The organism is Phenylobacterium montanum (genome assembly GCF_018135625.1).
Lineage (GTDB): Bacteria > Pseudomonadota > Alphaproteobacteria > Caulobacterales > Caulobacteraceae > Poindextera > Poindextera montana.
Window position 1 is genome coordinate 3,929,402 of record NZ_CP073078.1, and the last position, 24,394, is coordinate 3,953,795.

A 24,394-nucleotide genomic window follows, 5' to 3' on the forward strand; every position below is an offset into this window, starting at 1 on the left:
TCAGGCTCCGGCTGCGGCCTTCAGGCGGGCCGCCAGGTGAAGGGTGCGACGAACGACGGTCACGGCCGCCAGCAGGGCGATCAGGCCGAGGCCTGCGCCCAGGATCTGCCCGGGCCGGTTCAGCAGGGGTTCGGCGATCGTGGCCAGGGCGGCCAGGGTGAGGATGGCCATGCGCTGGGGCTTGGCCCCCGGCCCGGAGAAGTCGGCCGGCTGGCCGAGACCGCGGCCGAGCTCGCGCACGTATGCGGTCAGGATGGCGAGGGCGGCGGCGAGCCAGGCCAGCGGTTCGGCCCAGGCCGCGCCCGCCAGGGCTGCGCCATAGCCGGCCCCGACCAGGAACAGAGCGTCGGCGATTCGGTCCGGCAGCTCGTTCCAGATCGGCCCGGAGGGTCCGCCGCGGCCGTGCTCCACCGCCACCATGCCGTCCAAGAGGTTGCAGACCAGCCTGAGCTGGATGGCGGCCGCAGCGGCGAGCAGGCAAGCGGCCCTCGGTGCGCCGGACGTCAGCCCCGAGGCCAGAAAGGCGCCCGCCCCCGCTGCTGCGAATACGACCGCCCCGGCCGAAACCATGTCCGGCCGCACGCCGGTCCGAGCCAGGGCCGCCGCGCTCGCGCGCGCCCAGCCGGTGTCGCGTGATTTCAGGGGCCGGCGATTGTCGAGGCCCTGGCTCACGCAGGTCGCCCCTGCGCAGCAAGCTTGGCCAATCGACTCGGAACCGTCATTCTCCCCGCCCAACGCCCTTGGGTTGTCTCATACAGCGCCATGCTCAAGCTAGCCGCAAACCTTTTCGTGAACATGCCCCGCCCGCTGCTGGTCGGATTCGGCGGGGTCTATGCGGCCCTGATCCTGGGCGGGCTCGCGGCCCTGGTCCTGCCGATGCTGAGGCCCGGCGGCGATTTCACCAACCTGCGCCAGCGGGTGGGCTCGTGGTGGGTGATGATCCTGCTCCTGACCGGCGCCCTTTTGCTGGGCTGGCAGGCGACGACATTGCTGTTCGCCGCGGTCTCGTTCATGGCCCTGCGCGAGTTCCTGTCCCTGGCCCCGGCGCGGCGTGAGGACCGGCTGGTGATCTTCCTGGCCTATCTGACCATCCCGATCTCGTGCCTGTTCGTGTTCATCAACGCCTACATGTTCTACGTGGTGTTCGTGCCGGTCTATGTGTTCCTGGCCGTGCCATTCCTGATGGCCTGCATCGGCCAGACGCGGGGTTACCTGACCTCGACCGCAGTTTTCCACTGGGGGGTGGTGACCTGTGTCTACAATCTCGGCCACATCGCTCTTCTGATGCTTGTACCGCGCTGGGACGCGCCCCAGGCCGGGGCCACGGGCCTGGTCTTCCTGCTGCTGGTCGCCACCGAGGCCAACGATGTCTTCCAGTACGTCACCGGAAAGCTGTTCGGCCGCCACAAGATCACGCCCAAGGTCAGCCCCAACAAGACCTGGGAGGGCTTCATCGGTGGCTGGATTCTGACCGCGGGCCTGATCCTCTGGGCCGCGCCCTGGCTGACGCCGCTGAAAGGGCCGGGCCTCTGGATCATCGCCGCCAGCCTGCCCTTGGCCGGGTTCGCCGGCGACGTCACCTTCTCGGCGATCAAGCGCGACCTGGGGGTCAAGGACACCTCGCACCTGATCCCGGGCCATGGCGGCATATTGGACCGGGTCGACAGCCTGACCTTCACCACGCCGCTGTACTTCCATCTCCTCGCCTATTTCGCCCTGCAGACCTATTGATCCGTCCATGGCCTGGCTGCGCCTCCTCTTCCTGATCTTCCTCGCCCGGCCCCTGGCCCGGTTCCTGACCGGCGCCGACGTGGTGCGGCGCGAGAAGCTGCCGACCAAGGGGCCGGCGATCGTGGTCGCCAACCACAACAGCCACATCGACACCCTGCTGATGCTGGCCCTGTTCTCGCCTCAGGCCCTGATGCGGGTGCGGCCCGCGGCGGCGGCCGACTATTTCCTGGCCGACCCAGTGGTCGGCTGGTTCTCGCGCAACATCATCGGGATCGTCCCGGTCGAGCGCGGCAAGGCCGGCCAGGGCGTCGACGTGCTGGCGCCCGCGCGCGAGGCCCTGGCGAGGGGCGACATTCTTTTGATCTTTCCCGAAGGCACCCGGGGCGCGGCGGGCGAGGATCTGGCGCCTCTGAAGAGCGGCGTCGCGCGCCTTGTCGCCGCCGCGCCCGAGACACCGGTGATCCCGGTCTGGATCCAGGGCGCGGGCCGCGTCCTGGCCAAGGGCGAGCACGTGCCCGTGCCGCTGACCTGCTGCGCCCTCGTGGGCGACCCGATCCGCTGGGGCGGCGATCGCACCGCCTTCATGGCCGAACTGAAGGCGGCGCTCGAGGCGCTGAAGGCCGAGGCGCCGCCGCTGAGATGGGCCGACGCGAAAGACGTCTGACTGGTCTATTGGCGACAATGTTCCGGTTTCGTTTCGGCCGAACTCAGGCTAGGACTGCCGTGTGAACGCCGTCTCGCCCGCCCTCGATCTCGCCCCAGCCCTGGTGGTGCTGCCAGGGCCGCGCGCCGCGGTTTGCGACGCAGCAGGCGCCAAGCCGCTGACCGCCGACGAGGCGCGGCGGTTGGCCACCTCGGCGCCGGTGGTTGTGGTCCATGCCGGCCTGACCGCCAAGCGTCTGGACCTGCAGGCGCCGGCTCGCTCGCCCAACATCTTCGACGCCCTGGAGTTGTTCGCCTTTGTCCGACCGGCGCGGTTCTGCGCCCCGTCCGCCGCCGGCCTCGCCCTGGCGCTCGGCATGGCCGAGCCGCGCGGGGCGGCGGACCAGGCGGTCGCCCTCAGCGAAGCCTGCCGCGGCCTGCTGGACGAGCTGGCCGCCAGCCCCTGGCCCAACCGCGAAGAGGCCCTTGCGACGGCCGAGACCCTGGCCCGGGCCGGCTGGGCCTGGGGCGCGGCGGTGATCACCGCCCTGCGCAGCCAGGCCGTGCGCGACGTGCGCCGCTCGAGCGGCCTAGACGCCTGGACCCGCATTCCCGAATGGGAGGACCAAGGCCCGGTGGGCGAGCCGGGCTCGAAACCGATCGAGCCCGAGGCCGCCCGTGAGCGCCTGGCCGAGCTTCTGGCTCGCGCCGGCCTCGACGAGGCGCGCCCGGCCCAGGCCGAATTCGCCGCCGAGGCGGCCGAGGTGTTCCGCCCCCGCGACCGCGAGGGCGAGCCCAATCTGATGCTGGCCGAGGCCGGCACCGGGGTCGGCAAGACCCTGGCCTATCTGGCGCCGGCTTCCCTGTGGGCGGAGACGAACGGCCCCTCGGTCTGGATCTCGACCTTCACCCGCGCCCTGCAGCGACAGATCGAGCGCGAGAGCCACAGCCTTTATCCCGACCCCGAGGTGCGCGCGAAGAAGGCGGTGGTGCGCAAGGGGCGCGAGAACTACCTCTGCCTTCTGAACCTGCAGGACCAGGTCAACGCCGCCATGCTGGGCAATGGCGACCTGGTGGGGACGGCGCTCGCCGCCCGCTGGGCGCGAGCCAGCCGCGACGGCGACATGACGGGCGGCGACTTCCCCGCCTGGCTGCCCGGCCTGTTCGCGGTCGGCCCGACGGCCCAGGCCAGCCCCGCCAACCTGGTGGACCGGCGCGGCGAGTGCGTGCACGCCGCCTGCCCACACTATCGGGCCTGTTTTGTCGAAAAGGCGGTGCGCGGCTCGCGGCGCGCGGACCTGGTGATCGCCAACCACGCCCTAGTGCTGAGCCAGGCCGCCTTCGACGGCGCCCGGGCCGCGCGGGGCCTGAAGACCGATGTCGAGACCACCGCCCCCAAGCGCATCGTGTTCGACGAGGGGCACCACCTGTTCGACGCCGCCGACGCTGCGTTCTCAGCGGCCCTGTCTGGCGCTGAGGCCGCCGAGCTGCGCCGCTGGATCCGCGGGCCGGAGGGGCGCGGCCGGCGCGGGCGCGGGTTGGAGACGCGGCTGGGCGACCTCGTGGGCGACCGGGAAGATGCGCGCCACGCCCTGCACGATGTGATCCGCGCGGCCTCGTCCCTGCCGGGCGAGGGCTGGAGCGGGCGCATCACCCCGCCCACTGGCGAGGCCAACCCGATCGGCCCGATCGAGGCCTTCCTGACCGCGGCCCTGGAGCAGCTGCGCGCCCGCGCTTCCCCCTCCGAGATCGGCCAGGAATGCGCCGCGCGGCCGGCCCTCGATCTGGTTCGTGAGACCGCCGCGGGCGCGGCCAAGGCTCTGGCCGCGATCGAGGCGCCGCTGATCGCCCTCGCCCGCCGGCTGGAGGATCTGCTGGACGAGGAGACGGACGAACTGGCCATGGGCGACCGCGCCAGGATCGAGGGCGCCCTGCGCGGCCTCGACCGGCGCGCGCGCATGACCCTGCCGGCCTGGCGCTCCATGCTGCAGGCCATAGCCGAGGACGCCGAGGACGATCCCGACTTCGTCGACTGGTTCGAGGCCAGCTATCTCTATGGCCGGGTGATCGACGCCGCCTGCCGCCGCCACTGGGTCGACCCCACCGAGCCGCTACAGGCCGCCGTGCTGGCGCCGGCCCACGGCGTCCTGGTGACCAGCGCTACCCTGGCCGATTCCACCCTGGACGACCCCTTCGCCCTGGCCGAGATGCGCACCGGCGCCGCGCGCTTCCCCGACCGGCCCAAGACCCTGCGCCTGGCCTCGCCCTTCGACTACGCCGCCCAGTCCCGCGCGTTCGTCGTCACCGACGTCGGCCGCGACGACCCGCGCCAGGTGGCGGCGGCCATGCGCGAGCTGTTCCTGGCCGCCGGCGGCGGGGCGCTGGGCCTGTTCACCGCCATCCGCCGGCTGCGCGCGGTCTATGACCGGATCGCCGGGCCGCTGGCCGGCTCGGGCCTGGCCCTCTACGCCCAGCACGTCGATCCGCTGGAGGTGGGCGCGCTGGTGGACATCTTCCGGGTGGAGCAGGACGCCTGCCTGCTGGGCACCGACGCGGTCCGCGACGGGGTCGATGTGCCGGGCCGATCACTGCGGCTGCTGGTATTCGACCGGGTGCCCTGGCCCCGGCCGGACCTCTTGCACAAGGCCCGCCGCGGCCGCTTCGGCGGCAAGGCCTATGACGACGCCCTGGCCCGCGCCCGCATCGCCCAGGCCTTCGGCCGCCTGATCCGCCGGGCCGACGACAAGGGCGTGTTCGTCATGCTGGACCCCGCTGCCCCTACCCGCCTGTTCTCGGGGCTGCCGGAAGGCGTGAAACTGGAGCGGGTCAGCCTGGTCGAGGCCATCGAGGCTACGGCCGAATTCCTCGGCAAGGGCGGTTAGCCCGCCGCCAGCGCCCGCTCGACTCCTTCGATCAGACCGCGCGGCGTCACCGGCTTGGCGATGTGCAGATCGGCGCCGGCCTCCAGCGCCTCGTCGCGGTGATGGGCCATGGCGTTGGCGCTGAGGACGGCGATGGGCGTGCGGGGGCGGCCCGGCTCGGCGGCCTCCAGCGCGCGGATGGCGCGGGTGGCGGCCAGGCCGTCCATCACCGGCATCTGCAGGTCCATCAGGACGAGGTCGAAGGCGCCGGTGCGGAAGGCCTCCAGCGCCTCGGCCCCGTTCTCGGCCACGGTCACCTCGGCCCCGACAGGCCCCAGGATCAGCGACACCACCTTCTGGTTGGTCGGATTGTCCTCGGCCAGCAGCACCCGCAAGGGACCGGTGTCGCGCACCGAGGCCTGGCCGGGCGCGGCCTCGCCCGCCGCCACGGCCTGGGCCTGGTCGTAGTCCTGCAGCGGCATGGCGCGCGGCAGGGGCGCGCGGAAGCTGAAGCGGCTGCCCTCGCCCGGGACCGACTGCGCCTCGATGCGCCCGTCCATCATCTCGGTCAGGGCCTTGCAGATGGAGAGCCCCAGGCCCGTGCCGCCGAAACGGCGGGTGATCGCCCCATCGGCCTGGCTGAAGCGGTCGAACAGGCTTTCGGCCATGGCCGGGTCGAATCCGATGCCGGTATCGCTCACCGACAGCATCAACTCGGCGGACCCGGTCATCTCCGCAGGTTCGACGACCCCGACCGTCACGCTGATCTCGCCCGCACGGGTGAACTTGACCGCGTTGGAGAGGAGGTTGTCCAGGATCTGCTTGATCCGGACCGCATCGCCGATGAAGCGGCCGCGCGCGGTCGGCCCGCGCTCGACGCGGAAAGCCACGCCCTTGTCGTCGCAGCGGATGCGGGCGACTTCCAGCACGCTGTCCAGCGCCGCCTCCAGGTCGAAGTCGCTGGCCTCCAGTTCCAGCCGCCCGGCCTCGATCTTGGAGATGTCCAGGATGTCCGAGACCAGCCGCTCCAGCGTGGCGCCCGAGGCCTGAATCAGGTCGACCATCTCACGCTGCTGCGGCGTCAGCTCGGTATGGGCCAGGGCGCCCAATATGCCGATCACCCCGTTCAGGGGTGTGCGCACCTCGTGACTCATATTGGCCAGAAAGTCGCTCTTGGCGCGGTTGGCGGCTTCGGCCGCCTCCTGCGCCCTCTTCATCGCCGCCTGGGCCGCCTCGCGCTCGGTGACGTCACGGCCGATGCCGAACAGCCGCTCGCCCGACAGTCGGGCGCGCCATTCGATCGGCCGGTAGCTGCCATCGGCGCAGCGGTAGCGATTGGTGATGGTGATCTCGTCCGCCGTGCTCCCGAGGCCGCGTACGCGCTCGCGGGTCGGCTCGATATCGTCCGGATGGAGCAGGGTGCGAAAGTCCTGTCCGACCACAGCTTCGGGCGCATGGCCCAGCATCCGGGTCCAGGCGCGATTCACTCTCTGAATCTCGCCCGCCAGGTTGGATATGCACAGAAGGTCAGTGGAGACGTCGAAAAACATCTCCACCTCTTCCATCGACGCCCGCTCGGCGGCGGCGGCCTTGCGGGCGCGGGCCTCGCTTTCGGCCAGGGCCCCGCGCGCGGCGTCGCGATCGAGGGTGATGGCCGCCAAGTGCGCCGCCGCGGCGATGGCGCCCATATCGCGCTCGTCGGGCCGGGCGGGCCGACGCTGGTACATGGCGAAGGCGCCCAGCGGCCGCCCGTCAGCGCCGATGATCGGCTCCGACCAGCAGGAGGCCAGGCCCGCCTGGGCGGCCAGGTCCTTGTAGTCCGCCCAAAGCGGGTCGTTGGCGATGTCCTCGACGATCACCCGTTCGCCCCGATACATGGCGGTGCCGCACGAGCCCGCCTTGGGCCCGACCAGCACCCCATCGATCGCCTGGCTGTAAAAGGCCGGCAGGCTGGGCGCCGCCGCCGATGCGATCTGGCAGCCATCCCTCAGCAGCAGGATGCTGCACAGCACTCCGGGATGGGCGGCCTCGACCCCGGCGATGATGGCGCTGAAGATTTCGGATGTCGGTTCGCCGGCTGCGATGCGCATGGCGATCTTGGTTAAGAGATCGGCCCGTTCGAACTTGCCGACGTATGCGAGATCGGGATTTTGGGCTCTGACCGCGGTCATAGCAAAGATCCAGGCGCGTAAGTGCGCGCCCGACTTTTATGCAAGACTATGACTTGCCAAGTCATGAAGCCCTGATCCCGATCCATGCGCCCCTATTGGAGGCACAACCGGCGCAGGAAATCTCTGCGACCTATCGCCCTTGACCGAGCGGAAGGTTGAAGATCAGACGCCCTTTCGGTTCCGGCCGAAGTTCGGCTCGGCGCTTTCCTGGCCGGCGGCGACGATGCCACGGCGGATGGCCCGGGTGCGGGTGAAAAGAGCCTCCAGCTTGTCGCCCTCGCCCCAGCGTATGGCGCGCGAGAGGGCCTGCAGGTCCTCGTTGAAACGGCCGAGGATCTCCAGCACCGCGTCCTTGTTCAAGAGGAACACGTCGCGCCACATCACCGGGTCCGAGGCGGCGATGCGGGTGAAGTCGCGGAAGCCGCCGGCAGAGTATTTCATCACCTCGCCCTCGGCCACCTCTTCCAGGTCTGCGGCGGTGCCGACGATGTTGTAGGCGATCAGGTGCGGCAGGTGCGAGGTCACCGCCAGCACCCGGTCGTGGTGGGCGGCGTCCATCAGCTCGACCTGGGCGCCCAGGGCGCGCCAGAAGCCGGACAGGCGCGCCACCGCCACGTCATAGGCGGGGTCATCCGAGGCCCGGGGGCAAAGGATGGTCCAGCGCCCTTCGAACAGCTCGGGGAAACCCGCATCGGGGCCGGACTGCTCGGTGCCGGCGATCGGGTGGCCGGGGATGACGAACACGCCAGCCGGGCTGGCGGCGGCCATGGCGTCGCCGATCGCGCCCTTGACCGAGCCCACGTCCGAGATGATCGCGCCGGGCTTGAAGCCGGGGGCCGCGGCTTCGCAGGCCGCGCCGATCGCCGCCGGTGGGGCGGCGAAGATCACGAGGTCGGCGTCCCTGACCGCCTCGATGGGATCGTCGGGCGTGAGGTCGGCCATGCCGAGCTCGCGCACCCGCTCGCGCACGGCCGGGTTGGCGTCGAAGATGACGATGGTCTCGGCCGCATGGGAAGCGCGCGCCGCGCGGGCCACCGACGAGCCGATCAGGCCGCAGCCGATCACCGCCAGCCGCGGGATGGGCTCGAAACTCATGCCGGCCGCCCCATGAACTCGGCCAGGTGTTCGACCACGGCGCGGTTGTGCTCTTCCAGGCCCACGGTGATGCGCAGGTGCTCGGGCAGGCCATAGCCGCCGACGCCGCGGGTCAGATAGCCCTTTGAAGCCAGGTAGGCCTCCGCCTCGGCCGCGGTCTTGCCCGGTGTGGTCGGGAAGCGCGCCAGCACGAAATTGGCCGCCGAGGGCACGACCTCCAGGCCGAGCCCGCCCAGCTGCTGGGTCAGGAACGGCCGCCAATGGTCGACCAGGGCCAGGGAGCGGGCCTGGAATTCCTCGTCGCCCAGGGCGGCGATGGCCGCCTCCTGCGCGGCGATCGAGGTGTTGAACGGCAGGCGGATGCGGTCCACCGCATCGGTCACCTCGGGCGTGGCGTAAGCCCAGCCGACCCTGAGCGCCGCAAGTCCATGCAGCTTGGAGAAGGTGTGGGTGACCACGACATTGACCGCCGAACGCGCAAGCTCCAGGCCGTCGGCGAAGGCCGGGTCGCGGTTGAACTCGGCATAGGCCCCGTCCAACACCAAGAGGACCCGCGGCGGCAGACCCTCGTGCAGGCGGCGCACCTCCTCGGCGGTGATCCAGGTGCCCGTCGGGTTGGCCGGGTTGGCGATGAACACCAGCCGGGTTCGGTCGTCGACCTCGGCCAGCATGGCGTCGACGTCGATCGTGTAATTCTTTTCCTTGGCGAACTTGACCTCGGCCATGTTGGCCCGCGCGCCGATGGCGTAGGCGCCGAAGCCGTATTCGCCCTGTATGATGTTGTCGCCCGGCTCCAGGAACACCTGGTTCAGAAGCGCAAAGATCTCATCGGTGCCGCAGCCAAACATCAGCCGCTCGGGTTCCAGGCCATAGCGCTGGCTGATCGCAGCCCGCAGGGCGTTGGCCCGGCCATCGGGATAGAGCCAGGTGCGGCCCGAGGTCGCCTCGAAGGCTTCCTTGGCCGCCGGGCTGCAGCCCAGGATGTTCTCGTTCGAGGACAGCTTGATTGGATGCTCGATGCCTTCGACCTTCGACTTGCCGGGGACATAGGGCTTGATGTCCAGGATGCCGGGCTTGGGGCGCGGGCGGTCGAGGGAGGCGTCGGTCATGGCAGGTCCTTGCGGCCGAAGCGTAAGGGCGGTGGTCAGAGGTCGAACGGGCGGGCGGCGGCGCCGATGATCCCGCTGAGGCGGCCCGGCGCGCGCGCCAGCCGCTCGTCCTCGCGCTGGTAGAAGCCGGCGAGGCGGAACAGCTTCAGCCCGCCATACTGCATCTCCAGGCTGGCGGCCACACCGTCCTGGCCCAGAGCCTCCTCGATAGACGCCGGTGAGCCGGGCGCATCGGTGATCCAGAAGGTGTCATCGTCGCCCGAGGGCTCGACGGCGATCTCGGCCACCGCCAGGGCCGAGGTCGGGCCGCGGGCGGAGAGGCAGGGCAGGGTGGCGAAGACGGTGAGGCTGGGCTCGGCCAGAAGGCGGCCCCACCAGGCGCTGGCCCCGTCCAGGGCCAAGATTGCGACCCCGCCCGGGGTTTTGGCGGCGGCCAGGGCGTCCTCCGGCTTGGCCGCCAGACGCAGCGGGGGGGCGTCGCCAAACCGCTGGCGGGCCAGCTCGACCGTGCGCGGCGTCTCGGCCCCGCCCCAGACGGTCAGGTGGAACGGCCCCTGTTGCGACAGGCTGTCCGAGATCAGTTCACGCCAAAGACGCACCGTGAGCGCGGCGCTTGCGCCCTGTCTCGGGGTTTCCAGCAGGCGGCGCAGCAGTTGCGCCTCGCGGGCGGGTCTCAGGCCGAACTTGCCGCCGTCGCCGGCCGCGCGCTTGGCCGCGGCCACCAGCTTGGCCAGGCCCGCGCGCTCATCCACCAGGCGCAGCAGCTCGGCGTCGAGCTGATCGATCCGCTGGCGGATTTCCTCCAATGTCGGCGCGGCTTCGCTCAAGCCCATCCCCGTCGTTCAAAGCGGGCGGACCATAGTGATTGCGCCGCCGGGCGCAATAGGCGGATGGCCGCGCCGGGGCGCAGTCAATAGACCCGCGGCGCCTTGCCGATCACGAAGGGGCCCAGGCGGATCTTGCCGCCCTCGAGGGTCAGGTCGGCGCGAGCAAGGCTGATCAGGCCGCCGGCCAGCCGCTGCGAGGCGCCGCCGGCGCGGCTGAAGTCCAGCGTCACCGCCCCGGCCAGATGGCCATCCTGATCCACCGAGGTTTGGCCGGACCAGGCGCCGACCCGGGCCTCGCCGGCGTCGATCTGGCCGTGCTCCAGGCTGACCGTCCCGCCAGCCTGGCTCCAGCGCCGGACCGCCGACGGCCAATCCCGCCCGCCGAGCTGGGAGACGTGGCTGAGGGTTTCGTCCCAGATGAGGTCCACCGGCTTGGCGTCGCTGATCCGCGCCAGCAGCGCGCCGGGGATCGGCGCCGCGCCCTTCAGCTGCAGCTGGAACTCGGCGCGGTCGCCCGGCAGGGGCCGCACATACAAGGCCAGCCGGTCCGCCCGGCTGATTGGCAGGGGCTGCCCGCCCGCCTGGGGCTCGAGCGTCAGGGCCTGGCCCTCCAGCGCCAGCTGCGGAACCGCCTGGCCGGACAGATGGGTGAAGCCGGCCTTGATCGCCTGGCCGTCGATGCGGATCGGCCCGCCCAGGGGGCGCGTCAGTGTCAGGCCCTGGGGCGCCAGCATCACCCAGCGGCCTGGATCGAAGGCGTAGGCCTCGGCGCGGATCTGCGGCGCGGCGAGGCTCCAGCCGGAGGGCTCGGCGATCCGGGGCTGATCCAGCTCGACCAGCAGGCGGAAGGGATAGCCGCCCACGGAGCGGCTGCTCCACGCCACCGTCCAGCCCTCGGCCTTCAGCCGCGCCGCCGTCTGGTCCAGCCGGTCGACCGCGACCTGGCGGATCGCCACCCAGGCGAGGCTCCAGCCCAGGGCCAGCACCAGCGCCAGGCCATAGGGCGCGTAGAGCCAGAAGCGGCTCGGCGGTTTACGAGGGCTCGTCAAGTCGGGCATGGTCTGGCGGACGCGGAAATTCGAGGACAGCTATGGTTGCGGGCGGTGGCGACGCACAAGGCGATCGCTGGGTGTTTGGCTACGGCTCGCTGATGTGGCGTCCGGGTTTCGACTTCATAGAGCGCCGCCCGGCCATTCTCCATGGGCGACGTCGCGCCTTCTGCATCTATTCCGTCCACCACCGCGGCACCTATGAGCGCAAGGGGCTGGTCCTGGGCCTGGCCCCCGGCGGTTCGACCCGCGGGGTGGTCTATCGCGTCCACGAGCCGGCCTGGCCTGAGACCTACGCCTATCTGCGCGAGCGCGAGCAGCCGACCGAGACCTATTTCGAGGCCTGGGTCCCGGTGCGCCTGCAGGACAATTCGTTGGTCCACGCCCTGGTGTTCCTGTCCGATCTCGACCATCCGCAATGGGCCGGGGTGCTGGACCTGGAGGTCCAGGCCCGCATGATCGCCGGCGCCAGCGGCCTTTCGGGCCGCAATGTCGATTATCTGCGCGACCTCGTGCAGCACCTTCACGAGGAAGGCATCGGCGACCGGGTGATGGAGCGGCTGCTGGCCCGGGTCGAGGCGCTGGAGGCCGAGGCGGCCTAGATCCCCGCCTCCAGCAGCGCGTTCGACGCCGCCTCCACCCGATTCTGCAGCTCGGCCATGAAGGCGCCGCGCTTCAGGCCCGCCGGGATCGGCTCCAGGAACTCGAACACCACCACGCCCGGGCGACGGATGATCCCGTGCGCCGGCCAGTGGACGCCGGAATTGGTCGCCATCGGCACGCAGGGCATGTCCAGGTCTCGATAGAGCGCCGCCACGCCGGGCTTGTAGTCGGGGGCCGCCCCGGGCTCCATGCGGTGGCCTTCGGGGAAGATCATCAGCTGGCGCTGCTCGGCCATGCGCGCGCGGCTGTCGGTGACCAGCTTCCTCAGGGCGGCGGCCTGGGCCTCGCGGTCGACCACGATCATTTTGCCCCTCAGGCAGTACCAGCCGTAGAAGGGGATGCGGGTCAGCTCCTTCTTCAGCACCAGGCAGGCGTCGTCCATCAGGGTGAAGGGGACCACGGTGTCGAGCATGCACTGATGCTTGGCGGCGATCAGGGCTGCGCCATGCGGCAGATGCTGACGTCCCCGGATTTCGACCCGCACGCCGCAGATCACCCGCAGCAGGGCGATGGTCGTCGTGCTCCAGACCTTGAAACCGAAGGTCAGCCAGTGGCGCGGCCCGACCAGGGTCGGCACCAGCAGCAGGCACATGATCACCGACCAGAGATAGAAGACGAGGGTGAACAGCAGCGAACGGATCAGGATCAAGCCGGGGCTCCGACGGTGGCGGCGGCCGCGTGGGGCTGGTCGGGCGCCGGGCGCGCCTTGCCGCCCAGGCTGATCAGTCCCTCGCGGAACAGGATGGCGAGGTATTTGTCGTATTCGACGATCATCCGCCGCGCGCCGGTCTCGCTGCGCCACCAGTGGTGGGCGTCGAGCTCGGTGGTGCGCACCGGATAGGGGGTCAGCCGCGCCTCGGGCAGGGCGCCTTTCAACTCCAGCATGGCGCGAGGCATGTGGAAGTCCGAGGTGACCACGATCAGCGAGGCGAAGCGGTGCTGGCGGGCCCAGCGGGCGGTCTCGCGGGCGTTGCCGACTGTGTTGGTGGCCTGAAACCCCAAGTCGACGCAGCAGTCATAATATCGGCGGGTGGCGCGGGCGACGCCGCGGATATCGGCGCGGCTGGCCGAGGGATTGACCCCCGAAATCAACATGCGCTGGGCCTTGCCGTCTTCCAGCAGGCGCATGGCCTCGGCGATGCGCGCGTCCGAGGCGCCGGTCAAGGCGACGACGCCGTCGGCCCTAGGCGGGTCGTTGGGCGGGGTCGAGCGGTCGACGCGCTGGGCGAAGGTCGCCAGCCCTACCGTCCACATCAACACCAGCAGCAGGATCACCGCTGCGCTTCTCATGCCATTCCCTTCAACAGCCCGATGGCGGTCACGCGCGCCGCCACCGCCGCGACCAGGGCGGCGACCAGCGGGCAGGGCAGGAGCATGATGAGGTCTGTCCAGGCCAGCGGCAGGACCGGCGTCAGGCCCTCGCCCCCGCCCAGGCCGCGCGCCACCAGCCCGATCATCGCCGCCAGGGCCGCGCCGATCAAGCCCGCCTCGAAGGCGAGCCCGGCGAAGCGCCCCTGGAACAGGGCGGCGATGAAGCGGTCTTCGGCCCCGGCCAGGTGCAGCACGCTGACCAGGTCGGCCCGGGTGGCCAGGCCCGCAAAGGTGGCGAACACGATCACCGCCATGGCGGTCAAGGTCAGCAGGACAGCCACAGCGCCGGCCGCCAGCCGCGCCAGGGCCCCCGCCCGGATCACGTCCTTCAGCCAGGCGCTATGGTCGTCGACGCTGGCGTCGATCCCCGCCGCGGTCAGGGCCTTGTTCATCGCATCAGCCGTCGCAGGCGCCTTGGGATCGAGGTCGACGCTGACCAGGCGCGGGATCGGCAGGTCCTCCATCAGGCTCTCGTCGCCCAGCCAGGGCTTCAGGAGCGCCTTGGCCTTGGCCGGCTCCAGGGCCTGGGCTTCGACCACGCCCTTGACCCCGGCCAGGGCTTCCGCGGCCCGGGCCGCTGCGGCGTCGGCGGTCTCGTCGCCCTTGGGCCGCACCACCACCGTCGCCGAGCCGGTCAGCTGGCCGCTCCAGCCCTTGGCCGCCCGGTCGGCGCTGAGCGCCGCCAGCACCGAGACGCAGGCCAGAAGGCACAGCACCGTGACCACGAACAGCAGCACCGCATCGCGCGCGTCGCGCGGCGGCAACAGCGGCGCCGGCTTGCGCGAAACCCGCTTTTTCGGCTTGCGGCTCATGGTCCGCCCTCGATGGTCAGCTGGCCGTCGTGGATGCGCATCACCGGCTTGCCCGAGCCGGCGATCAGGTCCTCGTCATGGCTGGCGACCACCACCGTCGCGCCCAGCCGGTTCAGCTCGACGAACAGGCGCAGGATGCGCACGGCCATTTCCTGGTCCACGTCCCCGGTCGGCTCGTCGGCCAGCAGCAGCTCCGGCCTCCCGACCACGGCCCGGGCGATGGCCAGCCGCTGCTGCTCGCCGCTGGACATGGCCTCCGGCAGGGAGCGTGTGCGGTGGGTCAGCCCCACCCAGGCCAGCAGCTCCTCGACGTCCGGCGTGTAGTCGGCCGGCTTGCGGCCGGCGAGGCGCAACGGCAGGGCGACGTTCTCGAAGGCGTCCAGATGCGCCAGCAGCCGCCGGTCGTGCAGCACCACCCCGATCCGTCGCCGCAGGTGCTGCAACTGGCTGCGCGGCATCCGCGCCACATCCTCGCCGAACAGGCCGATCAGGCCACGGGTGGGCTTCAGGTCCAGCTGCATCAGCCGGAGCAGCGTGGTCTTGCCCGCACCCGACGGCCCGGCCAGGAAATGGAACGAGCCCGGCGCCAGGTCGAAATTCAGGTCGCTGAGCGTCTCGCTGGAGCGGCCATAGCGCAGCCCCACCCCGGAGAAGCGCACAATCGGCGGCGGCGCCTCGAACGGGGCGGTTTCATTGTCGCTGATCGGGTCTGGGATGTCGCCGGTTCTGGACATGCTGGCCGAAATCGGCGACCTCGGGTGAGAGGGCGCTAAAGCATCCGATTCGAGCGCATGATACTGACCTGTCCCGAGTGCGCTACCCGCTATTTCGTGGCCGACGATCGCGTCGGCCCGGAAGGCCGCGTCGTGCGCTGCGCCAGCTGCGGAACCAAGTGGACGGCTCGCCCCGACGAGCCGCTGGAGCTGGATGCCGCCCATGATGAGGAAGCGCTGACGGTCGAGTCGCGGGATGAAGAGCCCGAACTGACCAGCCTGCCCGGCGAGGCGCTGCCGCGCGCCTTCCGCGAGCGCGCCCAGACCCGGGAGAAGGTGCGCGAAGCGGCCGCCGTCGGCGTGGTCTGGGCCAGCCTGCTGGTGGCGGTCACCCTGGTCGTCGGCCTTGCCGTCGTGCTGCGCCAGGACATCGCCCGCACCTGGCCCCGGACCGCCGGCGCCTACGCCCTGGTCGGCCTGCCGGTGAACCTGGTGGGTCTGGCGATCGAGAACCAGCACGCCCAGCCAGCCTTGCGCGACGGCCATGCAGCCTTGGTCATCTCCGGCCAGCTGCGCAACCTCAGAGGCCAGCCGATCGCCACCCTGCCCCTGCGCATCGCCCTTTTGAACGCCCAGGGCAAGGAGGTGCAGGTCAAGATCGCCGACCCCGGCGGGGCCAAGATCCCGCCAGGCGAGGCGCGGCGCTTCTCGGTGGACCTTTTGGACCCGCCGGTCAGCGCCAGCGATGTCGAGCTGCAGTTCATCACCGACGGCCGCTATCCGCATGTCGCCGCGCCTGTCGCCGCCCCGCCGCCGGTCCGCCAGTCCCTCCGCGGCCTGACCCAGCCCGGGCCGGCCGACGCCGGTTCAGCCGCCGAGGTGAGCGGCCCAGTCAAGGACGCCGCCCCGCTGCCGTCTTCCTCCCCCTATGCCCTGCCGCCGCAAAGCGCCGCCCCGGCAGGCCCCGCCCATGGCTGATCCCGAAGTGACCTTTCCCGTAGAACTGATATCCGAACGGGAGGTCGCAGCCCGTATCGAGACCCTGGCCGAAGCCTTGGCCCCGCGCGTCGATGACGACACCGTGGCCGTCTGCCTCCTGATCGGCGGCCTGTGGTTCGCCGCCGACCTGATGCGGGCCCTGGCGCGGCGGGGCCGGCATCCCCTGTTCGACGCCCTCTGGCTCTCATCCTATGCCGACGCGCGCAAGACCAGCGGCCGCATCGAGGTGCGCGCGCCCTTGCAATGGCCGGTCGCCGGCCGCCAGGTGCTGCTCCTGGACGACGTCCTGGACACCGGTCTGTCGCTGGAAGCGGCGGTGCGCATGCTGCGTGACGCGGGCGCGTCCGAGGTTCTGACCGCCGTCTTCGCCCGCAAGCCCTGGCCCACGGAACGCGCGGTCAACCCCGACTTCGTCGCCTGGGAGGCGCCGGCCCGCTACCTCGTCGGCTACGGCATGGACGACGCCGGCCGCATGCGCGGCCTGCCGGGCGTTGGGGCGATGGATTGAAGGAGGTCGACGGGGCGCTTCGCGCCCTTCGGCAAGGCTCAGGCGCTGACTGGCAGGCTTTCATTGGCCGCCGTGTGCAGGCGACGCAGCCAGCAGACCAGTTCATCCCCCTCGCGGACCTTGACCGCCAGGTGATAGGGCGACGCCTGGAGGCGCTCTTGGGCGACCTTGCGGGCCGCCGTGCGGTCACGCACGGTCGCCAGCTCGACGGTAGGGGCGTCAAAGCGCGTGTCTTCGATAGCCAGACAAATTTGAGGCATTTGTTCGTTTCCGATCCCTAGGCCGCGATTTCTGCCACCTTTTGTCGCGGGCGCGCAAGAGTCCTGATTCGGAACATAGTCAAGCTTGATTTTTACAGCCAGGTCGCCAGCGGCTCCCGCGCCAGCATGTCCGCATAGCTCGGGCGCGGCCGCACCACCGCCCAGGCCTCGCCCTTGACCAGCACCTCGGGGACCAGGAGGCGGCTGTTGTATTCGCTGGACATCGAAGCGCCGTAAGCCCCCGCCGAGAGGAAGGCCACCAGGTCGCCGGCCTTCAGCGGCGGCAGGATCCGCTCGCGGGCGAAGGTGTCGCCGGTCTCGCAGATCGGTCCGACCACGTCATAGGCCAGCGGCGCGGCGCCCCCCGCTTCAGGCTTCACGGGCACGATATCGTGATAGGCCTCGTACATGGCCGGGCGGATCAGGTCGTTCATGGCCGCATCCAGCACCAGGAACCGCTGTCCCTCGGGCCGCTCGTGCACGTGGATCACGCGGGCGACCAGCACCCCGGCGTTGGCGGCGATCACCCGGCCGGGCTCGAAGGCCAGCTGGATGTCGAGTCCGCCCAGCGCCCGCTTGACCACCTCGGCCAGGGCCGCCGGTTCGGGCGGGGTCGGCGAATGGAAATAAGGCACGCCCAGCCCGCCGCCGAGGTCCAGCCGCTCGACCGAAAGGCCCTCGCCCCGTAGCCGCTCGACCAGGCCCCGCATCTTGCCGTAGGCGGCTTCCAGGGGCTCCAGGTCGGTGATCTGGCTGCCGATGTGGCAGGCCACCCCGACCGGCTTCAGGTGGGCGTGGTTGGAGGCGTTGGCGTAGAGCCGCTCTGCCTCGGAGATCGAGACGCCGAACTTGTTGTCCGACTTGCCGGTGGCGATCTTGGCGTGGCCGCCGGCTGCGACATCGGGATTGACGCGGAAGGCGATCTGCGGTCGCGCGCCCTTCTCCGCCGCGACCTTGGCCAAGAGGTTCAGCTCGGGCTCGGACTCGACGTTGATCTCGGCCACACCGACATCGATGGCGAAGGCCAGCTCGGCCGCGGTCTTGCCGACCCCGGAAAAGACGATGCGTTCGGCGGAGATACCGGCCGCCAGGGCCCGGCGCACCTCGCCCTCCGAGACCGTATCGGCCCCCGCGCCCATCGCCCCCAGGGTCTTCAGGATCGAAAGGTTCGGGCAGGCCTTGACCGCATAGGCCACCAGCGGCTCGCCGTGGCCGGTTCCGCGCATGGCGTCGCGGAACACGGTGTAGTGCCGCTCAAGCGTGGCGGTGGAATAGACATAGACCGGCGTGCCGACCGCCTCGGCGATCGCGGCCAGCGAAACGTCTTCGCAGGCGAGCTCGCCCCCCTTGAGCTCGAAATGATTCATTGCGGCCCGGAGCCGGGGCTCGGGATGGCGCCCGGAGGGGCGGAGCCGAACGGGCTTGGGCCGGCGCCCGGGATCTGGGTCGAATAGGGCGCCTGGGTCAGGGGCGGATGGTTGGGGTCCGGAAGGTCTGGGGTGGTGGGCTGGGAATTGTCTTTTTTCGCCGCCTTGGCCTTGGCGTCGGCCTCGGCGCGTTTCTTGGCGTCGTAGTCGGCCTTGGCCTTGGCGCCGAACAGGGGCGCAGGCTGGTCCAGCTGGCCCGCCCGGCCGCAGCCGGCGAGGGCCAGGCTGGCGGTAAGAAGAGCCGCGAGGGCGAGGCGGGGGGTCATGAAAGCAAATCCTTCCAACGCTTGATCTGGGCGCGCACCTGCTCGGGCGCGGTTCCGCCATAGCTCATCCGGCTGGCGGCCGAGGCGGCGGGCGTCAGCACCTCGAATATGTCTGCTGTAACACGCGGCTCAAGGGCCTGCAGCTCCGCCAGGGGCAATTGGCTGAGATCGACACCCAGGGCCTCGGCCCGCTTCACCGCCGCGCCGGTGACGTGGTGCGCGTCGCGGAAGGGCATGTTCAGCCGCCGCACCAGCCAGTCGGCGAGGTCGGTGGCGGTGGAGAAGCCCGACCCGGCCGCCGCCGCCATGCGCTCGCGGTTGGGGGTCAGGTCGGCTGCCATGCCGGTCATGGCGGTCAGGCCCAGCTCCAGGGCGTCGAAGGCCTCGAAGGTCGGGACCTTGTCCTCCTGCATGTCCTTGGAATAGGTCATCGGCAGGCCCTTCATCACCACGCTGAGCGCGGTCAGGGCGCCCAGGATGCGGCCGACTTTGGCCCGCACCAGCTCGGCGGCGTCGGGATTGCGCTTCTGCGGCATGATCGAGGAGCCAGTGGAGAAGGCGTCCGACAGGCGCACGAAGCCGAACTGCGGCGTGGTCCAGATCACGATCTCTTCCGCCAGCCGCGACAGATGGGTCGCGCAGATGGCGGCCGCCGACAGGGCCTCCAGCGCGAAGTCGCGGGCGGCGACGCTGTCCATGGAATTGGCGGTCGGGCGATCGAAGCCGAGGGCGCTGGCGGTGCGATGGCGGTCGATAGGGAAGGGCGAGCCGGCCAAGGCCGCGGCCCCCAGCGGGCATTCGTTCATCCGATCGCGCGCATCGGCAAAACGCGAGGCGTCGCGGCCGAACATCTCCACATAGGCCATCAGATGGTGGCCGAAGGTCACTGGCTGGGCCGGCTGCAGATGGGTGAAACCCGGCATCAGCGTATCGGCATGAGCTTCCGCCTGGGCCAGCAGGGCGCGCTGCAGCGCCTGGAGCTGGCCGGCGCTGCGCTCGCAGGCCTCGCGCACCCACATGCGGAAATCCAGCGCCACCTGGTCGTTGCGCGAGCGGGCGGTGTGCAGCCGCCCCGCCGCCGGGCCGATCAGCTCCCGCAGCCGCGCCTCGACGTTCATGTGGATGTCTTCGAATTCCTCGCGGAAAGGAAAGACCCCGTCGGCCATTTCGCGCTCGATGGCCGCCAGCCCGCCCTGGATGGCGGCGGCGTCCGCAGGCGAAATCACCCCCACCGCCTCCAGCATGGCCGCATGGGCCTTGGACCCGGCGAGGTCCTGGGCCGCCAGGCGTTTGTCGAACCCGATCGAAACATTGATGGCCTGCATCAGCTCAGCCGGCTTGACGGAGAAGCGTCCGCCCCACATGGACTGGCCCTCAGGCGCAGGGCCGCGCGCCGGATCAGCGGTCGCGTCGGTGGGAGGCTTGGTCATGAGCGAAGTCCAGACAAAGGCGGCGGGAGCCAAGCCCAGGCGCGACTGGATCACCTACGCGCTCTGGGGCCTGTCCCTGGTGGGGGTTGCGGCGGTTCTATACGTGATCGTCGGCGCCCTGGGCAAACCCAAGACCGAGGCCGCCACCGACCTGAAGAGCCTGGCCCATGGCGAGATGGCCAAGCTGGTGGTGGCGAGCGACGGCAAGCCGGCCCCAGACGCGGCCTTCGTCGACGGCCAGGGCCGCGCCGTGCATGTGTCCGACTTCAAGGCGCCGGTGGTGATCGTCAACCTGTGGGCCACCTGGTGCGCCCCCTGCCGCCAGGAAATGCCGGCCCTGGCCAAGCTGCAGGCCGCCTATCCGGGCAAGGTGATCATCGTGCCGGTGGCCGAGGACAAGGCCGAGGACAAGGCCAAGGCGCAGGACTTCATCGGCCAGTACGCCCCCTTGCCCTTCTACCAGGACCCCAAGCTCGGCATGAGCTTCGCCCTGAACCCGCCGGCCGAGGGCCTGCCGACCACGGTGATCTACGACAAGACCGGCCGTGAGCGCGCGCGCCTCTCCGGCGGTGCCGACTGGAACAGCCCCGATGCCCGCGCCATCGTCGAAGCCCTGCTGAAGGGCGGCTGATCGGGCGCCGCTGTCGGCTCTGAACAAGCGGAAGTGAACGGAACCGACCCCCGCCTAGGGCCTGAATTGAGTTGACCTCGCCTGACACGGGAGGCACTTAAGGCTGGCAATCCGATCTCAAGGCTGCTGCCGGACGACCTCGTCTACCGAACTAGCCGACCCCAGATTTGCGATTGTCTCAGGGCCGACGCCTCCGCCGAAGCCCGCAACTGGAACGGTTGTTCGAGGAAAACGAGTATGGCTACTGGCACTGTCAAGTGGTTCAACACCACCAAAGGCTATGGCTTCATCCAGCCTGAAGGCGGCGGCAAAGACGTGTTTGTCCACATCTCCGCCGTTGAGCGCGCCGGCCTGCGCACCCTGAACGAAGGCCAGCACGTCAGCTTCGAGCTGAAGGACGAGCGCGGCAAGACTGCGGCGGTGGACCTCAAGGCGCTCTGAAGGGCGCTTTCGAGACCCACACGGCATTCCGACTTTTGGGCGGGCGCCGGCTTCTGACGAGGCCGACGCCCGTTTGTGTTTTTGCGGCGGGGCGCGGGCGTGAAAGAGGATCAGGCGGCCGAGCTGGAGGCGGTGTCGGCCAGGGGCTGGCCGCCCTTGGTCTGCGAACAGCTCGGCGACTGGCGGCTGCACGCCTCGCGCGGCTATTCCGGCCGCGGCAACGCCTGCTGGCCGATCGGCGCGCCGGACCGGCCGCTCGACGATGCCATAGAGGCGGTTGAGGCCTGGTATCGCGCGCGCAGCCTGCCGCCCCTGTTCCGCCCTGCCGACCTGCCGGCGACGGAGGCGCTGCGAGAGCGCCTGGCCGCCCGCGCCTATGGCCCACGCACAGAGACCCTGGTTATGACCGGTGGCTTGGTCGCCGACGAGGCGGGAGGCGTGATCCTGGCCGATGCGCCCGACTCCGCCTTCGCCGAAGTGTTCCTGAGCACCGCCGCCGACCCCGAGGACGCCGCCGAGCGCGTCGAGGCTGTGCGCAGGCTGGCCGCGCCCCGCGCCTTCGCCCGGCTGGAGATCGAGGGCGAGGCTGTGGCGATCGGCGCGGCCGCGGTCGACAGCGGCTGGGCCGGAATCTTCGGCATGCGCACCCTGGCCCAGCACCGGCGAAAGGGACTGGCCCGGCGGATCATCGCCGGCCTCTCCGCCTTCGCCGCCGAGGCCGGAGCACGGCGCATCTATCTACAGGTCGAGGCTTCGAACACCCCGGCGATCGCCCTCTACGAGGGCCTCGGCTTTGCGACCGGATATCGCTACCGCTATTGGACACGCGGTTAATACTTCCCTTTTTGCCTGGAAGGCCTTAGTCGTGAAGCAATGAGATCCGGAGCAACCGGATCGAACCTCATGGGGGCCGGCGGGTGAGTTCCAAGCCGCTTCGATTCTGGGACCTGGTGCTCTACGCGGTGCCCATGACCCTGTCCCTGCGCTGGCTGTCCGTGGCCGCCGCAGCCGGGCCCGCCTCCTTGCCCATGTGGATCGCCGCGGTGCTCAGCTTCATGGCTCCGTTGGTGATCGCCACCGCCGAAATGGCCGGCCGGTTCGAGGGCGAGGGCGGCATCTACACCTGGACGCGCGAGGCCTTCGGCCCCTTCGCCGGCTTCGTCTGCGGCTGGCTCTACTGGACCTGCAACATCCCGTTCTTCTCAGGCCTCCTGGTCTTCATCGTCAATGTGCTGGCCATCGCAGCCGGGCCGAAGGCGGTGGCGATGATGCAGAACCCGGCCCTGTTCCTGGCCTGCTCGCTTCTGCTCTCCATCGCCGTCGCCGCCATGCACCTGATGGGGCTGGAGATGGGCAAGTGGATCTCCAATTTCGGCGCCGCGGCCGCGGTCGGGGTCCTGCTGATCCTGATCGCCGCCGGCGCGATCCTGGCCCTGAAGCCCGCCGGCCCGGCCACCGACTTCGTCCACGCCTCCTACGCCCCGCCCCTGACAGCCGACGGCGCTATCCTGTGGGGCACCATGGTATTCGCCTTCGGCGGGCCAGAGGCCCTGGCCTTCCTGCGCAACGATGTCGAAGGCGGCATCCGCCAGATCCTGCGGGCCCTGGCCATGATCGGCGGGCTTCTGACCGTCAGCTACATCGCCGGCACCAGCGCCATCCTCTCGATCCTCACCCCCGCCCAGGCGACGCGCCTTTCGGGGGTGCCGGAAGCGGTCAGCCAGGCCCTGGGGCGCCTGGGCCTGGGCCGTCTGGCCCCGTTCTGCCTGGTGCTGATCGCCGTCGCGCTCCTGGGCGGCTACAGTTCCTGGTTCGGGGTCGCCGCGCGTCTGCCCTTCGCCGCCGGGGTGGACAATTTCCTGCCCGCCGCCTTCGGCCGGCGCCACCCCAAGACCGGCGCGCCGATCGCCGCCATCTTGACCCAGAGCATCGCCGTGATCGTGCTGGTGGTGTTCAGCGAGATCAGTCAGGCCGGCGCCAGCCTCAAGCTCGCCTACGATTTCCTCGTGGACATGACGGTGATCTCCTACACCCTGCCGTTCGTCTTCCTGTTCGCCGTCTATCTGAAGGTCCAGTCCCGGCCGGCGCCGGCAGGGGCCTGGACAGCGCCAGGCGGCGTGGCGGGCGGGCGCGCGATCGGCTGGACCGGCCTCGTGGTCGCCGTCAGCGCCATCCTCTGCACCCTCGTCCCGCCGGCCGACGCCGCCGACAAGGCGGCCGTTGTCTGGCGCCTCTTGATCGCCTCGGGCGTGCTGATCCTTGGCGGGGTCCTGATCTACGTCTGGGGCGCCCGGCGCGCCCTCGCCCTGCAAGGAGCCGAAGGATGAACGCGCCCATCCAGCCCGCCGTCGAGACCCTGCCGGCCACTGTCTACGCCGACGCCAGCCTGTGGCCGCACGAGCGCAGCCGCATCTTCGCCAAGAGTTGGCAATATGTCGGCCATGAGAGCGCGCTTACCGAGCCCGGTGCCTGGGTCGCCGATACGGTCGCCGGCTATCCGATGCTGGCCGTGCGCGGCCAGGACGGGGTGCTGCGCAGCTTCCACAATGTCTGCCGCCACCGCGCCGGCCCGCTGACGCAAGGATCGTCCGGCAAGTGCGAGGGCTTGCTGACCTGCCAGTACCATGGCTGGACCTACACGCTGGACGGCCGCCTGCGCGCCGCCCGCGACTTCGGCCCCAGCCCCGGCTTCGACCCGCGCGACTTCGGTCTCCATCCCGTCCGCGTCGAGACCTGGCGCGGCCTCGTCTTCGCCGCCGTGAGCGAAGACGCGCCGTCCCTCGCCGAGTGGCTCGCCCCGGTCGAGGCGCGGCTCAAGGGCGCCGACTGGAGCAGGCTGAAGATCGCGGCCACCCGCCAGCACCATCTGGCCTGCAACTGGAAGACCTATGTCGAGAACTATCTCGAGGGCTACCACATCCCGCTGATCCATCCTGGCCTCGAGGCGGACGTGGATTCCTCGCGCTATTCGGTCGAGGTGGACGGCCACGTCGCCATCCACCTGGCCCCGCCGCGCAAGCCGGATGCGGTCTATGACGGCCTGTGGGCCTGGGCCTGGCCCAACTCGGCCTTCAACGTCTACGGCCGCGGCCTGATGTTCGAGCGCATGTCGCCGCTGGGCCACGACAGGACCCGGCTCGACTACATCTACCTGACGCCCGAGGGCGAAGCGGTGTCCGACGAGACCATGGCCATGTCCGACGCCGTGCTTGCCGAGGACCTGTGGGTGGTCGAGCGGGTGCAGGAGAACCTCAACGCCGGGGTCTATCGCACCGGCCGGCTCTCCTCGCGCCACGAGGTTGGGGTGGCGGCGTTCCAGGCCTTCTATCGCGAGGCGATGGACGGCCTGCTCGGCTGACCCTTGCCCCGGGCGGCGCCACGGCCCTAA

25 protein-coding genes are annotated in these 24,394 nt (G+C 70.5%); 11 read left to right on the plus strand and 14 right to left on the minus strand.

The window, feature by feature from the left end; genetic code table 11:
• Positions 1-672: a CDP-alcohol phosphatidyltransferase family protein gene (locus tag KCG34_RS17785; protein WP_211936961.1), complete on the minus strand. Its 672-nt coding sequence runs from the start codon at positions 670-672 to the stop codon at positions 1-3.
• 123 nt (positions 673-795) lie between these two features.
• On the opposite strand from KCG34_RS17785, the gene KCG34_RS17790 reads away from it, so the two are divergent.
• The 3 genes from KCG34_RS17790 (at position 796) to KCG34_RS17800 (ending at position 5,255) form a co-directional block, all read left to right on the plus strand.
• On the plus strand, positions 796-1,731 hold the full coding sequence (locus KCG34_RS17790; protein ID WP_249138355.1) for a phosphatidate cytidylyltransferase: 936 nt from the start codon (positions 796-798) through the stop codon (positions 1,729-1,731).
• Positions 1,732-1,738: 7 nt separating this feature from the next.
• Entirely contained in the window at positions 1,739-2,395 is a 657-nt protein-coding gene (locus KCG34_RS17795; protein ID WP_211936963.1) for a lysophospholipid acyltransferase family protein, read from the plus strand.
• Positions 2,396-2,456: 61 nt separating this feature from the next.
• Complete coding sequence (locus KCG34_RS17800) at positions 2,457-5,255, plus strand: ATP-dependent DNA helicase (protein ID WP_211936964.1); 2,799 nt, start codon at positions 2,457-2,459, stop codon at positions 5,253-5,255.
• On the opposite strand, the gene KCG34_RS17805 is transcribed toward KCG34_RS17800, so the two are convergent.
• From KCG34_RS17805 to KCG34_RS17825, 5 genes are all read right to left on the minus strand, one after another.
• The gene (locus tag KCG34_RS17805) at positions 5,252-7,405 is read right to left on the minus strand and encodes an ATP-binding protein (RefSeq protein WP_249138066.1); all 2,154 of its coding nucleotides are present in this window, start codon (positions 7,403-7,405) and stop codon (positions 5,252-5,254) included. The two genes, KCG34_RS17800 and KCG34_RS17805, sit on opposite strands and share 4 nt — an antisense overlap.
• Before the next feature lie 162 nt (positions 7,406-7,567).
• A complete protein-coding gene (locus tag KCG34_RS17810) occupies positions 7,568-8,500 on the minus strand; it encodes a prephenate/arogenate dehydrogenase family protein (RefSeq protein WP_211936965.1) in 933 nt (310 codons plus the stop codon).
• On the minus strand, positions 8,497-9,609 hold the full coding sequence (hisC, locus tag KCG34_RS17815; RefSeq protein ID WP_211936966.1) for a histidinol-phosphate transaminase: 1,113 nt from the start codon (positions 9,607-9,609) through the stop codon (positions 8,497-8,499). Before hisC ends, KCG34_RS17810 begins: the two co-directional genes overlap by 4 nt.
• A 35-nt stretch (positions 9,610-9,644) precedes the next feature.
• A complete protein-coding gene (locus KCG34_RS17820; protein ID WP_211936967.1) occupies positions 9,645-10,442 on the minus strand; it encodes a chorismate mutase in 798 nt (265 codons plus the stop codon).
• 77 nt (positions 10,443-10,519) lie between these two features.
• Complete coding sequence (locus KCG34_RS17825) at positions 10,520-11,485, minus strand: DUF2125 domain-containing protein (protein ID WP_211936968.1); 966 nt, start codon at positions 11,483-11,485, stop codon at positions 10,520-10,522.
• Between the two features lie 41 nt (positions 11,486-11,526).
• On the opposite strand from KCG34_RS17825, the gene KCG34_RS17830 reads away from it, so the two are divergent.
• Positions 11,527-12,087: a gamma-glutamylcyclotransferase gene (locus KCG34_RS17830; RefSeq protein ID WP_211936969.1), complete on the plus strand. Its 561-nt coding sequence runs from the start codon at positions 11,527-11,529 to the stop codon at positions 12,085-12,087.
• Here the strand turns inward: KCG34_RS17830 and KCG34_RS17835 are convergent.
• Genes KCG34_RS17835 through KCG34_RS17850 form a run of 4 tightly spaced genes read right to left on the minus strand, consistent with a single transcriptional unit; the run spans position 12,084 to position 15,065 of the window.
• Positions 12,084-12,797 (minus strand): lysophospholipid acyltransferase family protein, encoded by a 714-nt coding sequence (locus tag KCG34_RS17835; protein ID WP_211936970.1) that lies wholly within the window; start codon positions 12,795-12,797, stop codon positions 12,084-12,086. The two genes, KCG34_RS17830 and KCG34_RS17835, sit on opposite strands and share 4 nt — an antisense overlap.
• On the minus strand, positions 12,794-13,438 hold the full coding sequence (locus KCG34_RS17840) for a YdcF family protein (protein WP_211936971.1): 645 nt from the start codon (positions 13,436-13,438) through the stop codon (positions 12,794-12,796). Before KCG34_RS17840 ends, KCG34_RS17835 begins: the two co-directional genes overlap by 4 nt.
• On the minus strand, positions 13,435-14,331 hold the full coding sequence (locus KCG34_RS17845; protein WP_211936972.1) for a cell division protein FtsX: 897 nt from the start codon (positions 14,329-14,331) through the stop codon (positions 13,435-13,437). Before KCG34_RS17845 ends, KCG34_RS17840 begins: the two co-directional genes overlap by 4 nt.
• Entirely contained in the window at positions 14,328-15,065 is a 738-nt protein-coding gene (locus KCG34_RS17850; protein ID WP_211936973.1) for a cell division ATP-binding protein FtsE, read from the minus strand. Before KCG34_RS17850 ends, KCG34_RS17845 begins: the two co-directional genes overlap by 4 nt.
• A 57-nt stretch (positions 15,066-15,122) precedes the next feature.
• Here KCG34_RS17850 and KCG34_RS17855 point away from each other — a divergent pair, with 57 nt between their 5' ends.
• Positions 15,123-16,022, plus strand: a complete 900-nt coding sequence (locus KCG34_RS17855) for an MJ0042-type zinc finger domain-containing protein (RefSeq protein ID WP_211936974.1) — start codon at positions 15,123-15,125, stop codon at positions 16,020-16,022.
• Positions 16,015-16,551 (plus strand): phosphoribosyltransferase, encoded by a 537-nt coding sequence (locus tag KCG34_RS17860; RefSeq protein ID WP_211936975.1) that lies wholly within the window; start codon positions 16,015-16,017, stop codon positions 16,549-16,551. Before KCG34_RS17855 ends, KCG34_RS17860 begins: the two co-directional genes overlap by 8 nt.
• A gap of 38 nt (positions 16,552-16,589) precedes the next feature.
• Here KCG34_RS17860 and KCG34_RS17865 read toward each other — a convergent pair whose 3' ends face one another.
• The 4 genes from KCG34_RS17865 to argH form a co-directional block, all read right to left on the minus strand.
• Positions 16,590-16,811, minus strand: a complete 222-nt coding sequence (locus tag KCG34_RS17865) for a hypothetical protein (RefSeq protein ID WP_211936976.1) — start codon at positions 16,809-16,811, stop codon at positions 16,590-16,592.
• A gap of 92 nt (positions 16,812-16,903) precedes the next feature.
• Positions 16,904-18,178 (minus strand): diaminopimelate decarboxylase, encoded by a 1,275-nt coding sequence (lysA, locus tag KCG34_RS17870; RefSeq protein ID WP_211936977.1) that lies wholly within the window; start codon positions 18,176-18,178, stop codon positions 16,904-16,906.
• Complete coding sequence (locus KCG34_RS17875; RefSeq protein WP_211936978.1) at positions 18,175-18,504, minus strand: hypothetical protein; 330 nt, start codon at positions 18,502-18,504, stop codon at positions 18,175-18,177. Before KCG34_RS17875 ends, lysA begins: the two co-directional genes overlap by 4 nt.
• Entirely contained in the window at positions 18,501-19,934 is a 1,434-nt protein-coding gene (gene argH / locus KCG34_RS17880) for an argininosuccinate lyase (protein ID WP_211936979.1), read from the minus strand. Before argH ends, KCG34_RS17875 begins: the two co-directional genes overlap by 4 nt.
• On the opposite strand from argH, the gene KCG34_RS17885 reads away from it, so the two are divergent.
• The 5 genes from KCG34_RS17885 to KCG34_RS17905 all read left to right on the plus strand — a co-directional run bounded on the left by KCG34_RS17885 (position 19,933) and on the right by KCG34_RS17905 (position 24,364).
• Positions 19,933-20,565, plus strand: a complete 633-nt coding sequence (locus KCG34_RS17885; protein WP_211936980.1) for a TlpA family protein disulfide reductase — start codon at positions 19,933-19,935, stop codon at positions 20,563-20,565. The two genes, argH and KCG34_RS17885, sit on opposite strands and share 2 nt — an antisense overlap.
• Positions 20,566-20,802: 237 nt before the next feature.
• A complete protein-coding gene (locus KCG34_RS17890; protein ID WP_211936981.1) occupies positions 20,803-21,006 on the plus strand; it encodes a cold-shock protein in 204 nt (67 codons plus the stop codon).
• Positions 21,007-21,105: 99 nt separating this feature from the next.
• The gene (locus KCG34_RS17895) at positions 21,106-21,840 is read left to right on the plus strand and encodes a GNAT family N-acetyltransferase (RefSeq protein WP_249138068.1); all 735 of its coding nucleotides are present in this window, start codon (positions 21,106-21,108) and stop codon (positions 21,838-21,840) included.
• Between the two features lie 83 nt (positions 21,841-21,923).
• Positions 21,924-23,333, plus strand: coding sequence for an APC family permease (locus KCG34_RS17900; protein ID WP_211936982.1), 1,410 nt, complete (start codon positions 21,924-21,926; stop codon positions 23,331-23,333).
• Positions 23,330-24,364: an aromatic ring-hydroxylating oxygenase subunit alpha gene (locus KCG34_RS17905; RefSeq protein WP_211936983.1), complete on the plus strand. Its 1,035-nt coding sequence runs from the start codon at positions 23,330-23,332 to the stop codon at positions 24,362-24,364. Before KCG34_RS17900 ends, KCG34_RS17905 begins: the two co-directional genes overlap by 4 nt.
• Positions 24,365-24,394: the final 30 nt, after the last annotated feature.